Raw genomic sequence first — 12322 nt, forward strand, 5'->3', positions numbered from 1 at the left:
CAATACAGCAAGCCCGTTTTTTAGTTAAAACGCTTTTATTCACTTTATTAGCATCGTTCTTTTTATTCGTTTTTATTTACCTTCCATCAATTTTAGGAATATTTATGTCATTGCAACAAACCATTGAACAAGCCTTTGAAAATCGTAACGAATATAGCCCAGCAACCATGCCAAAAGACGTACGCGATACCATCAATGAAGTGCTTGAGCAATTAGACAACGGTAGCTTGCGTGTGGCAGAGAAAAAAGATGGCGAATGGGTGGTCAATCAGTGGGCTAAAAAAGCGGTTTTATTATCATTTCGTTTAAATGATAACTATGTCCAAGCTGCGGGCGAACACGTGCAGTTCTATGACAAGGTGCCAACGAAGTTTGCCAACTGGACAGAAGCGCAGTTTAAAGAAGCCGGCGTACGCGTGGTACCACCAGCGGTTGCTCGTAAAGGCTCATACATTGCAGCGGGTGCCGTCTTGATGCCATCGTACGTCAATATTGGCGCTTATGTCGACCAAGGTGCGATGGTAGATACGTGGGCTACGGTTGGTTCGTGCGCCCAAATCGGTAAAAATGTGCATTTATCAGGCGGCGTTGGTATCGGCGGTGTCTTAGAACCTCTACAAGCCAATCCAACGATTATCGAAGACAACTGCTTCATCGGTGCACGCTCTGAAATCGTTGAAGGCGTGATTGTAGAAGAAGGCTCAGTGATTTCTATGGGTGTGTTTATCGGGCAATCAACGCGCATTTATGACCGCGAAACGGGCGAGATTCATCGCGGCCGTGTACCAGCAGGCTCAGTCGTTGTGCCCGGTAGCTTGCCATCAGAAGACGGCACTCACAGCTTATATGCTGCGATTATTGTAAAAAAAGTCGATGCGCAAACCCGTGCTAAAACCTCAGTCAATGAGTTATTACGTTTAGCCTAATGCTTTATTTATTACGTTAATTGTTTTTATCATAAAAGATGCTGGGGCTGACTCCAGCATCTTTTTTAATGCTTTATGGCAGGTTAATAGCAGCTTAATGGCAAGTTTAATGGCAAGCTTAATGTAAGACATTACGTTATAATCTGCATCTCGTTTGGACACTGAAACCCCTAGCGTTAGACAGATTATTAAACCCTTTTTATTTGATAAATGCTCACGGCATTATCAATCTCTAACTGTATTTGAAATATTATGAGTGAGTTATCTTTACGCACATCATTGATTCCTGTCACCGACCCTGAAGCAGGGTTACGTTTGACCGAAATTTTTTATTCGCTGCAAGGTGAAGCGCTGACCTCAGGATTGCCGACGATATTTGTGCGCTTGACCGGCTGCCCGCTGCGCTGCGTCTATTGTGATACCGAATATGCCTTTAGTGGCGGCGAACGCCAGTCATTAGAAGCCATTATCACGACCATAAAAAGCTATCCGTGTAAGCGTATCTGCTTGACTGGTGGCGAGCCATTAGCGCAGCCAAATGCCATTGAATTAATGCAGCGTTTGTTAAATGAGGGTTATGAGATTTCACTTGAAACCGCAGGGGCGCTGACGGTAGAAAATGTGCCGCCCGCAGTCAGTAAAGTGATGGACCTGAAAACGCCAAGCTCGGGTGAAGTCGATAAAAACCTTTGGTCAAATCTTGACTATCTTACGGCGCACGACCAAATCAAATTTGTCATTATGAACCGCGCTGATTATGAGTGGGCGAAAGAAAAACTGCTTAAACATCAGCTGGATAAATTGGTTGGTACGGTTTGGTTTTCACCGATGTTTAATGTTGCAGACGATGTAGCCGATAGCGAATTAATGAGCAGCCCTGAGGTGCCCGTACTGGCGCGCGAGCTGGCTGAATGGATGCTAGCAGACGCCTTACCGGTACGTTTCCAATTGCAATTACATAAGATTATTTGGGCCGATGCCAAAGGTAAATAACCGTCTAACATCTGCATAAGTCACGCAAAACGACAGTCCAAGTAGATAAGATAAATTAGCAACCTAAAGATAAAAGATAAATACACTCTAAATAGCTAACGAGCCAACTGCAAGGACGCATGAATGGTCAAACTGATTTTATTGGGCTTATTGGCGGGGGCGTTCTTTAGCTCGACATTTATTTTAAATGAGCTGATGAGTAATGCCGGTGGTCATTGGTTTTGGTCAGCAAGCCTACGCTATGTCTTTATGTGGCTGATTATTACCGCCATTATTATCCTGCAACATAGCTTTGCTCGCATCAAAGAGCTTGCGCTTATCTTTCGTCAGCACTGGGGCTTTTGGTGCCTTACCGGCAGTATTGGCTTTGGGTTATTTTATACAGGCATTTGCTATGCGGGCGACCACGTCGCAGGCTGGGTCGTTGCCGCTACCTTTATGTTTACCGTGGTAACAAGCCTTATTGTATTAATGGCATTTGGACAAAGGTTTGACAAGAAATTTATCATTTATGCCTTTTTGGTCTTTATCGGAGTGGTATTGGTCAATGTCAGCGAAGGCTTACGCGCCTCTGCCCTCGCCGATATTGATAGCGCGCCGATGGCAGAAATGCTGCTTTACGGTGCCCTACCTGCGCTAATTGCGGCTTTTAGTTACCCAATCGGCAATCAGCTGGTCTGGCAAGTCTCACACAACTCGCGCAAACACCATCCCCATAAAGATGGGGCTAAAATGCAACAAGTAACAGAAGATAAGAAACTCAACAGTGAACAAAGTCATCACGAGCATAGCAACCAACCGCTTATCTCAGAAGCTTACGATTTATCTACTGCTATAAATAGTCTGGTAGATAATAGCATGACGTTAAATACAAATCCTACCATCGAAGCTAAGCCCGCCTCTACCTTACAAAACCTCATTGCCCGTATTCCGGCTATCGAGACGACACTCCTACAAAATGCCTTTAACAAAATCTGGCTCATGACCCTCGGTAGCTTGCCGTTCTGGGTGGTTTTAGGCGTACTTATACATCCCGAGCCACCCGCAACCACACAAATTTTTAACACCTTGCTAGTCGCACTGTTGGCTGGAGTGGCAGCGACGAGCATATTTCTTTACGCCCGTGAACAAGCGGTAACCTCAAGTGAAGTGGCAGGCGTTGACTCGACCCAAGCCAGCGAGGTAATCTTTGCTTTAATTGGCGGTATACTATTGTTGAATAACACGCTACCCTCAGCATTGGGATTGGTCGGTATTGGGCTAATTATGCTAGGGCTTATATTGTTTGCAAAAGACGGTTGAGGCTCAAATAAATCATGATAAGTAACTTTATTTTTCCTGATATTCTGCTGTATTTATTGGATATGGTGGGCGTCATTGCTTGTGCCATTGCGGGCACTTTGCTGGCGCAGCATAAAGGCTTTGATATTGCTGGCTGTATTTTGGTTTCTATGGTCAATGCCATTGGCGGCGGTACATTACGTGATATGGCGCTAGATCGCCATCCGCTATTTTGGATGACTGACCTTAACTATGTCATCGTCATTACCGTCACCTCCCTTATTCTACAAATTTTCTTTCATTTGTATCATAAGATTGATAAAGCGCTTAAGTTCTTTGATGCGATTGGGCTGGCGGCTTTTAGTGTGATTGGTTTTAAAGTGGCTTTGGCGCAAGATGTGTCGCCGGTTATTGCGGTTATGATGGGAGTTTGGACGGCGATTATTGGTGGCTTATTACGTGATATTATCTGTAATGAGATACCTCTGCTGCTACAGCGTGAGATTTATATCACTGCCAGTATTGCAGGGTCTGTAACTTATCTGGCGCTTGATTACTGGGGCGTTGACGCGGTTACCAATGAGTTTATGATGTTATTTATCATCTTTGCCGTGCGTATGTTGGCGCTTAAATTCGATTGGCACCTGCCTTCTATTCGCTTGGTCGATTAACGAATTAGTCGTTTAGCCGCTTATCATCATGGCCGAAAAAATATCAGTGCTTTAATATCAGTGCTTTAATATCAGGGCTTTAATATCAGGGCTTTAATATCCGGGCTTTAATGAGAAAAACGCATGCTCACCATTGCTTTAGATTCTGAATTGATTACTACTTTTGACCCGCGCTCGCTGATTTATCTGTTTGATATGATTGGGATTGTCGCTTGTAGTATTTCAGGAACGATATTGGCCAAGCATAAGAAATTTGATGTCTTTGGCTGCTTACTGGTATCGATTGTGACTGCCATCGGCGGCGGTACGGTGCGCGATGTAATTTTGGATCGTCATCCGCTGTTTTGGATGGTAGACATGAGTTATTTGACGGTTATCACCATCTCTTCGCTGGTGATGCAGATATTCTTTCATCCCAACTCTAGGCGCGTTGATAAATTCCTTAAGCTCTCCGATACCATTGGGCTATCAGCCTTTACCTTAATCGGCATCAAGGTTGCTGATAGTATGGGCGCGAATGTGCCGGTGGCATTATTACTCGGGGTGATTACGATTATTGTCGGCGGTATCATCCGCGATATGATTTGTAATGAGATTCCGTTGGTGCTACAGCAAGAGATTTATATTAGTGCGTCTTTAACGGGCGGCATTCTTTATTTTGCCCTGCACAATCTTGGCGTAAGCGCTTGGATTGCCGATATCTCAGCAATGGCGACGATTTTTACTTTGCGGATGCTTGCCATTCGTTATGACTGGCAATTTCCAACCATTGAATGGAAATATTAAAGTATTCAAGCCTAGCAACTACTTGCTTTCCTCTACTGTCTCTTTTACCAGCGCCAAATCTTTGACCATCAACTGCAGGCTTTGTTTACCGTTCCACTCGTTAATGTCTAGCTGAAATAATACATGCACTTTTTCGGCGCGGTAATCCCAAGCACTACTATCAAAATTAAATTGGATTGCCTCAATCGGATATTGCACCTCAGGATAACGTAACGACAATTTAAGATGTTTGTCTTTTAATATCTTAAAGCTCAATACCTCAAATACGCCGTCAAATATCGGCGGCGCAAAGCCATGACCCCATATACTGGCATTCGCTAGATGCTCTGCAAAGTACAAGCTAAAGTCAGCCGCTTGCAAGGGTCCGTCGGTAAATTTCTGCTCGGCAAAGACTTCCTCATCCATCTGCGCCATCACTTCGTTAAACGCGGTTACGAAGCCATCGAAATGACGCCGTTTAATGGTTAAACCTGCCGCCATAGCATGACCACCAAAGTGGCTGATTAAATCAGGGTAACGTTCGGCCACTTGCTCAATCGCATCACGAATATGCACGCCTGCGATAGAGCGCGCCGAGCCTTTGATGGCATCGTCGTCACCCGTGCGTTCTGTATCCGCTGGCGCAAAAACGATACTGGGCAGATAGTGACTTTCTTTTAAACGACCAGCGACGATACCGATAACCCCTTGATGCCAATCGTCTTGATATAAAATGATGCTGCGGTTTTGATTATCAGCCGCCTGTTTCTCAGTTTTAGGCTGAATAAGAATTTCATCGCTCTCGTCAGCCCTATTATTAACATCAGCAGTATTAACATCATTATCATTTTCAGCAGTAGCTAACGCTTGCACAATGCTATCTGCTTGCGCGCGCATCTCGCCTTCGACGTGACGGCGGGTACGGTTAAGCTGCTCGAGCTCTTGTGCCAAACGCTGTGCGGTGCTCCAGTCATCGGTCAATAAGCACTCGATACCGATACGCATATTGTCCATACGCCCAGCGGCATTGATACGCGGACCTAAAACAAAACCAAAGTCCTGCGCCTGTAATTGCTTAGGGTCACGACCTGCTTGTTCAAGCAATGCCAATATGCCAAGCGAGCAGCGCCCTTGACGAATGGCATTTAACCCATGATGGACTAAAATGCGATTGTTTTTATCAAGTACGCCCACATCGGCAATCGTCCCAAGCGCGACCAAATCCAAATACTGACTGACTTGCACGCTAGACTTGCCTGCTTCGCGGCGTAATTTTGCCAAGCGTCCCAGCACATAAAACGCCACGCCAACGCCGACCAATGCCTTACTGCTAAAGTGACAGCCGAGCTGATTGGGATTGACCACCGCTTCGGCAGGCGGTGTCTCTTTGGTGGTCAGGTGATGGTCAGTAATAATAACAGTGATACCATCAGCCTGCGCCCGCGCCACACCGTCGTGGCTTGAGATACCATTATCCACCGTCACAATCATGTCGGGCTTATAAGTCTTGATACCTAACTCGACAATCTCTGGCGTCAGACCATAACCATATTTAAAACGGTCAGGTACTAAAAAATCAACGACTGCGCCCATCTTTGTCAGCGCACGCATCATCAATGCGGTACTGGTTGCTCCATCGCAATCAAAATCACCTACGATTAAGATACGCTGCCCTTCATCGATAGCGACATCTAATAGACGCACCGCTTCCGTGACGCCATGCAGCATTTCGGCTGGCAGTAAACCAGACAGTCCTATTTCAAGCTCATCAGGCGCAGTGATACCGCGACCAGCATAAAGCCTAGCAAGGGTAAATGATTGGGCGGCAAGTGGTTGCAACGCGGCGGGCAACTCGTCGATGCGAGTGCTGGTATAACGGGGGGTTAAATTTAGCATGTTGGTATTCTACTGGCTTTGGCAGATAGCCACAATGGGAATTTTTAGTACTATCGTCTAGGTTTAACGATTGCGTTGGTAGGTCTGATGGCGTAACTTATATTCCATGCATGCCACACAAAGATTCGAAGCGGCTCATTTCTAAATCCCTGCTTGCTAAGCCGTTACTTATTTACAAAAACGGTGCAGAGTGACTGTAATTTTCTGCATTTTGCTACAAAGCAATGATTGTATGGGGCGTATAAATCCATAAAATGGTAAACATCTAAGATGACTTATTAGAAAATCATAAGATACTTATCATTTTGCAATTTTTTCTTTTAATATATTAACCATTTTCTGTTTTTTAAACATTTTAAGGACGCTTTATGAAAACCACTCCACTTGCTGAAAAACTGCCTAATACCATCGATCCAAATCTAGATCTTGAACAAGTTAAAAAAGACTGCGAAAAATTGGTCAAAAAACGCGCCAAGCTGTCAGCGGGTGTTGCCATCGTTCCAGTACCATTTTTTGACGTGGCAGTTGATGCCAGCATGCTAACCATGCTGTTACCTGAGATTAGCGAACGTTTTGGTCTGATTGAAGGTCGTCAATCTGCCATTGATTTAGAGTCACGTGCCATTCATTGGGCGGCGCTAAAAGACCGTACCGTCGACTTTGCAGGCTTAATGGCGACACGTGGTATCGTGAAAAAAACCGTCCAAGGCTTTGGTGGTCGTATCGCAGCCAAGCAAGTGACCAAATTTATTCCACTTGGCGGACAAATGGTTGCGGCAACCATGGGTTATATGATTTTCAAAAAAATCGCTACCGACCATATCAATGAATGCTATAACTTGGCAAAAGATATTCAGCAAAAGCAACATGGTAAAAACGTCTAAAAGCATAACAAATCGAAAGCTTAATAACTAATTAATAACTTAATAATAAGCTAAAAAACAAACCCAGCTAAGAATCTCTTAGCTGGGTTTTCTATTTAAATTTAATTACATAATCAGTATATTATGGCAAACTTCTAGCTACTTTTTACACCAAACTTCTAACCACTTTGTTTGGCAATCCAGTTTTGCATTTGCTCAATCTCAGACTGCTGAGCGTCAATAACAGCTTGCGCTAGCTTACGCATTTCGGCATCTTTACCATATTTCAGCTGTACTTTTGCCATATCAACCGCGCCAACATGATGCGGCAACATACCACGTGCAAAGGCCATATCAGGATTAGGATCAGCAATACCCGCCATCATCTCATCATGCATGGCGTCCATACCGTCGGCATAGGCTTGTTGCATGGCTTTGGTATCGGGTGTGGCTTCAGCTGCATCAGGATGACTCGCTAGCCACGTTTGCATTTGCTCAATTTCTGCTTGTTGAGCATCGATGATGTCTTGTGCCAGCTGGCGCATCTCTTTATCAGTACCATATTTCAGCTGAATCTCTGCCATATCAACGGCGCCAATGTGATGACCTAGCATCCCTTTGGCAAAGGCGGCATCTGGATCGTTATACTCCATCCCGACCATCATCTCGTCATGCATCTTTGCCATAGAGTCATTGTACGCTTGATGCATCGGCGTCATATGTTCAGCACCTGCCATCGTGCCCGCTGACATATCGTGACCGGCGTGTGGATCTGTGGCGGCTGCAGTATCGTTAACATTATCAGTATCATTAACTACCGCTGTCTCTTCTGTAGCAGGTGCAGTTTCAACTTTGTCATTGGTAGGCTGACAGGCACTAAGCAGCAATGCCGCACTGATACTAGCGGTGAGAACAACAAGACGTGAATGATGAGTGATTTTCATGGTATATCCTTTTTGTAAGTAGACAATAAAAAATGGTAAATCAGTTAAGATTTACCAATAAAAAACTATTAAACGAATGTGCTAAACGCCGCTACGTTAGAGTCATCAGTGAGAATTCTACCTATGGATTCATTTTTTCTTGTTTTGAATGATTCATAAAGCAGTCTTCCTCTACACGACTCAGGTCGTTATGATTGTTGTTATGACTGCCTTTATATTGCTTAGGCTATTTAAAAGTCAACCTATTGCAAAAGGTACTTCTTCTTTTATTAGCTTCTTTAATAAGTTTCATATTGTATGAGCTTATAACTGCTGCTCAGCAGATTCAATATCTGCATATACTTGGTTTGTACCGTCTTTGTTTATTTGCATAATCTGATAAGGTGCAAATTGCCCTTGATATTCCATACCCGGACTGCCGACTGGCATACCAGGCACGGCAAGCCCGATGGCTTGTGCCGGTGGATTGGCTAAAAACTGAGCGACATATTTAGCTGGTACATGCCCCTCAAATACATAACCGTCGGTTGTGACCGCAGTATGGCACGAGCGCATCTCTGTCGGCACGCCATAACGGTCTTTGAATAATGACAAATCTTTTGGATGCTGGCTTGTCGCTGTAAGGCCATGATTTTGCGCATACTCTATCCAGTCTTTACAGCAGCCACAATTGACATCTTTATAGACGGTCGCTGAAACGTTTTTGAGTAAATCAGAATGTTGGGCTTTAGCATTTATCGTAGCAGACTGGTTAGTGTTTTCTAAATTATCCGCCGACGTCTTATTCACCGAAACTTGGGTTTGCGCCGAGTTCATATCAGCGGCACTGCTATCAGCATTAGTATCTGCTTGATTACAGGCAAAAAGTGTCGACGCCGCTAATATTATAAAGCTGCCGCGTAGGGCTGTCTTTACGAGCTGATTAGGTTTTAGCTGGCGCGATTTAAACTGACGACTAAATTTAGTGGCAAGGATAACCATAGTAAATATCTCGTTAATGATAAAAATGGCAGGTATTTTTAGAAATGCATGGCGTTGATAGTTGTAGTAATAGTTAGAGCAATAAAGCTCTAGCATTAAAATATTAAATAAAAAGTCTCTGCACACGACAAAAAAAATCATCCCCACCCGATTTTCATAGGTTTAGGGGTTAAAAAGCTAACTAACTGTCGAAATACAGTCTTATCATTATTAAAAAACACCAAGCGAAGGCCTTCAATCAATATATCCAGGCCAAGCGCAAACAAACTGGCTTGAGGTCGAGCGTTTGACTTCAACTTGCGTTTTAACGGCTTATCTTTGTCTTTATAAATACCGACATGATAAGCCCAACAAAATGCTAAGGCGTTCACTGCGACTAATTTACTGACCCGATCAAGATGGGTTAAGTGGGTATCTTCAAGATTAAAGCCACGCCCCTTTAGACAAGCAAATAAAGTCTCAATTTCCCAACGCTTGCCATAGCTTGTCATCGCATCCACTGTTTCTAGTTGATTGGTTGCGACAATCACTAAACCGTAGTCTTTATCACGCTTGGCAAATACTCGAACCAAACAACCATCGACAGTCAGTATTCGCCCATGTCGATATGTTTCTTGATGGCTAACATGGCGCAATAACTCTTTAATCTGTACCAGCTTGCCATGATGATTCCTAACTTTACTGTTCTTCTTAATCCGTATGGCAAAGGGTATGTGATTATTGGTGAGCCAGTTAAACCATTTTTCGCCAACAAACTCTCTGTCTGCTACTATCATCTCAAGGTTATCTTTGCCAAATTGTTTGATAAACCGCTCAATAAGTTCACAGCGTTCAAGATGGTTTGTATTACCTCGCTTATCTAGCATTTGCCAGTATAAGGGGATGGCTATCCCTTTATATACCACCCCTAGCATAAAGATGTTGAGGTTACTTTTACCCCATTTCCAGTTGGTGCGGTCAATGGTTAAGGTGACTTTGCCTAGCCCAAATAGTCGATATATCATTAAAGCCAGTTGATCGTAGTCTATCCTGGCTTCGGCAAAAAATCGCTGTAGTCTGCGATAGTGACTGTCGGTCTTGCCACCCTTAGGGAGGTGTCTTGCTATTTTTTTTAAGATTACTGCTTTGAGCAGTAATCAGGGCTATTATCATTAGGCTCAAACATGTGATTCTTGCCTTGTTCATACTCAGGTTTTGGGTTAAAGTTTCACTAAGTCTGTTAAAGTTTGGCATGGTCTGATTCGTCTTGAAAATTACTATTATGCCTTTGCTTTAACAGACTTTTTTGTTTTTTTTGTCGTGTGCAGAGATAAAAAGTATAACAATGTCAGTCTGACAAGCAGATGACGCTAAGATGACAATTTTGTCATCTTGCCAGCTTAGCATAGGAATAGCGCTCACATTACTTTATGATTGATGGCAGAAAATCCAGCCATATCGCAACCGCACTAGCATAATAAAAAAAAGCAAAGAGTCTGAAGTTAAACCGCCTTTTCATTAACCGCTTTTCATTAGCCATTTTTTATTAGAAAACACCTTTATTTAAACCCTAAAAAAGCCCTGCCATTGCAGTAATGCCAGTCAGTTAAGGCAAAAACTCAATAAAAGTAATAAAATAGCCCATCTAATAAGTAGATGGGCTATTTTACTATGAGACTACAAGACGCTATTAATGAGACGCATAAAAGGATTCCAGACACCCTAGAACAATTTAGTGAATTAATAGACCCTGAGTGGATACAGCAAGCTTTAGAGTATACCGGCAAAGCGAGCATTAGAAGGCGTAAGCTACCTGCCGAACACGTTGTTTGGATAGTCATCGGCACAGCTTTATATCGAAACCGTTCAATTTGGTATATCACAGAGCAGATGCGGCTTAATATAGACTCACAGGCCTGCGTACCCAGTGCAGTGGTACAAGCAAGACAACGCCTCGGGCATGAGCCTCTAAAGCAGCTATTTCATCAACTAAGTGCTCACTACCAAACAGAATCACGAGCCGAGCAGCAAGACTTTATGGGACTTAGCGTCCAAGCTGTAGACGGTGTCGTATACTCACTACCCTATACTGATGAGAACCTTCAGTACTTTAGTTCAAGCAAAGGCAGAACTAAAGAGGCGCCCTATCCCCAAATGCGTTCGGTATGCCTGATCAATACTGACACGCATGAGATCATTGACACAACCCTTGGAGATATGGGTCAAGGAGAGATCACATTAGCCCGTCAGCTAAATATTCAAGACAACAGCATTACGCTCTTTGATAGAGCCTATTTCTCAGCAGACCTACTGATTAGTTGGCAACAAACCCATCCAAACAGTCACTGGCTCATGCGGGCTAAAGATAATTTGCGTTACAGTGTAATTGAAACCTTTAGTGAAGGGGACTACTTGATACAAATGCCGGTTTCTCCCCAAGCTCAAAAGAAAAATCCAAACCTACCCGATACTTGGCAAGCTCGATTAATTGAGTGTAGTTATGAGGGTAAGACAAGACGATACATCACCTCTTTAATAGATGATAAACGCTTTACTAAGGATAAAGTGGCACAGCTGTACTTGCAGCGCTGGGAGATCGAGATGGCTTTTAGGGAAATTAAGTCTGATCTACAGCAGGGGCTGTTGTTAAGAAGTAAGCTGCCACAGCTTGTGTTACAAGAGTTCTGGGGGCTTATGATTGCTTATAATCTGATAAGACGTTTGATGCGCTATATGGCAGTTAGAGCTAAGGTTAGCCCTCTACGAATTAGCTTTCATATGGCGTCTATTACGATTGTTGATCTGTTACGGTTTGCGCCTTTACAGGCTGCAGGACTCTTCCCTAAGTTGTTAGATGCAGTTTTAGAGGAAGGAAAATTGTTTGTCATTCCTGAACGCAGAAAGCGATCTTGCCCGAGGGTGGTTAAGGGTAAACCACAAAAATATCCCAAAAAAAATACCAGTCAGCCTTAACTGACTGGCATTACTGCCATTGCAGAGCCTTTTCATTCTTTAACCTTGTT

11 protein-coding genes are annotated in these 12322 nt (G+C 43.6%); 7 read left to right on the forward strand and 4 right to left on the reverse strand.

Going from position 1 to position 12322, the window contains the following annotated elements; genetic code table 11:
* The first annotated feature begins 104 nt into the window (after positions 1 to 104).
* From dapD to QJS82_RS07950, 5 genes are all read left to right on the forward strand, one after another.
* Positions 105 to 926: a 2,3,4,5-tetrahydropyridine-2,6-dicarboxylate N-succinyltransferase gene (dapD, locus tag QJS82_RS07930; RefSeq protein WP_201618798.1), complete on the forward strand. Its 822-nt coding sequence runs from the start codon at positions 105 to 107 to the stop codon at positions 924 to 926.
* Positions 927 to 1178: 252 nt separating this feature from the next.
* Entirely contained in the window at positions 1179 to 1919 is a 741-nt protein-coding gene (queE, locus tag QJS82_RS07935) for a 7-carboxy-7-deazaguanine synthase QueE (protein ID WP_201618799.1), read from the forward strand.
* A gap of 123 nt (positions 1920 to 2042) precedes the next feature.
* Entirely contained in the window at positions 2043 to 3221 is a 1179-nt protein-coding gene (locus QJS82_RS07940; protein WP_201618800.1) for a multidrug resistance efflux transporter family protein, read from the forward strand.
* A 14-nt stretch (positions 3222 to 3235) separates the two neighbouring features.
* A complete protein-coding gene (locus QJS82_RS07945; protein WP_201618801.1) occupies positions 3236 to 3871 on the forward strand; it encodes a trimeric intracellular cation channel family protein in 636 nt (211 codons plus the stop codon).
* Between the two features lie 123 nt (positions 3872 to 3994).
* Positions 3995 to 4657: a trimeric intracellular cation channel family protein gene (locus QJS82_RS07950; RefSeq protein WP_201618802.1), complete on the forward strand. Its 663-nt coding sequence runs from the start codon at positions 3995 to 3997 to the stop codon at positions 4655 to 4657.
* An 18-nt stretch (positions 4658 to 4675) separates the two neighbouring features.
* Here the strand turns inward: QJS82_RS07950 and recJ are convergent, their stop codons facing one another.
* The gene (gene recJ / locus QJS82_RS07955) at positions 4676 to 6532 is read right to left on the reverse strand and encodes a single-stranded-DNA-specific exonuclease RecJ (RefSeq protein WP_201618803.1); all 1857 of its coding nucleotides are present in this window, start codon (positions 6530 to 6532) and stop codon (positions 4676 to 4678) included.
* Positions 6533 to 6900: 368 nt separating this feature from the next.
* On the opposite strand from recJ, the gene QJS82_RS07960 reads away from it, so the two are divergent.
* The gene (locus QJS82_RS07960; protein WP_201618804.1) at positions 6901 to 7416 is read left to right on the forward strand and encodes a hypothetical protein; all 516 of its coding nucleotides are present in this window, start codon (positions 6901 to 6903) and stop codon (positions 7414 to 7416) included.
* Between the two features lie 158 nt (positions 7417 to 7574).
* Here QJS82_RS07960 and copM read toward each other — a convergent pair whose 3' ends face one another.
* The 3 genes from copM to QJS82_RS07975 all read right to left on the reverse strand — a co-directional run bounded on the left by copM (position 7575) and on the right by QJS82_RS07975 (position 10453).
* Positions 7575 to 8339: a CopM family metallochaperone gene (gene copM, locus QJS82_RS07965; protein WP_281490123.1), complete on the reverse strand. Its 765-nt coding sequence runs from the start codon at positions 8337 to 8339 to the stop codon at positions 7575 to 7577.
* Between the two features lie 303 nt (positions 8340 to 8642).
* The gene (locus QJS82_RS07970; protein ID WP_438655888.1) at positions 8643 to 9320 is read right to left on the reverse strand and encodes a DUF411 domain-containing protein; all 678 of its coding nucleotides are present in this window, start codon (positions 9318 to 9320) and stop codon (positions 8643 to 8645) included.
* Between the two features lie 137 nt (positions 9321 to 9457).
* Positions 9458 to 10453 (reverse strand): IS4 family transposase, encoded by a 996-nt coding sequence (locus QJS82_RS07975; protein ID WP_348651563.1) that lies wholly within the window; start codon positions 10451 to 10453, stop codon positions 9458 to 9460.
* A 517-nt stretch (positions 10454 to 10970) separates the two neighbouring features.
* On the opposite strand from QJS82_RS07975, the gene QJS82_RS07980 reads away from it, so the two are divergent.
* A complete protein-coding gene (locus QJS82_RS07980; protein ID WP_281490124.1) occupies positions 10971 to 12272 on the forward strand; it encodes an IS4 family transposase in 1302 nt (433 codons plus the stop codon).
* Positions 12273 to 12322: the final 50 nt, after the last annotated feature.

The organism is Psychrobacter maritimus (assembly GCF_029953575.1).
In the GTDB taxonomy this organism is placed as follows: Bacteria; Pseudomonadota; Gammaproteobacteria; order Pseudomonadales; family Moraxellaceae; genus Psychrobacter; species Psychrobacter maritimus.

Coding starts and splice junctions, on each gene's coding strand:
- dapD (WP_201618798.1), top strand. CDS start 105: ATGTCATTGCAACAAACCATTGAACAAGCCTTTGAAAATCGTAACGAA.
- queE (WP_201618799.1), top strand. CDS start 1,179: ATGAGTGAGTTATCTTTACGCACATCATTGATTCCTGTCACCGACCCT.
- QJS82_RS07940 (WP_201618800.1), top strand. CDS start 2,043: ATGGTCAAACTGATTTTATTGGGCTTATTGGCGGGGGCGTTCTTTAGC.
- QJS82_RS07945 (WP_201618801.1), top strand. CDS start 3,236: ATGATAAGTAACTTTATTTTTCCTGATATTCTGCTGTATTTATTGGAT.
- QJS82_RS07950 (WP_201618802.1), top strand. CDS start 3,995: ATGCTCACCATTGCTTTAGATTCTGAATTGATTACTACTTTTGACCCG.
- recJ (WP_201618803.1), bottom strand. CDS start 6,532: ATGCTAAATTTAACCCCCCGTTATACCAGCACTCGCATCGACGAGTTG.
- QJS82_RS07960 (WP_201618804.1), top strand. CDS start 6,901: ATGAAAACCACTCCACTTGCTGAAAAACTGCCTAATACCATCGATCCA.
- copM (WP_281490123.1), bottom strand. CDS start 8,339: ATGAAAATCACTCATCATTCACGTCTTGTTGTTCTCACCGCTAGTATC.
- QJS82_RS07970 (WP_438655888.1), bottom strand. CDS start 9,320: ATGGTTATCCTTGCCACTAAATTTAGTCGTCAGTTTAAATCGCGCCAG.
- QJS82_RS07980 (WP_281490124.1), top strand. CDS start 10,971: ATGAGACTACAAGACGCTATTAATGAGACGCATAAAAGGATTCCAGAC.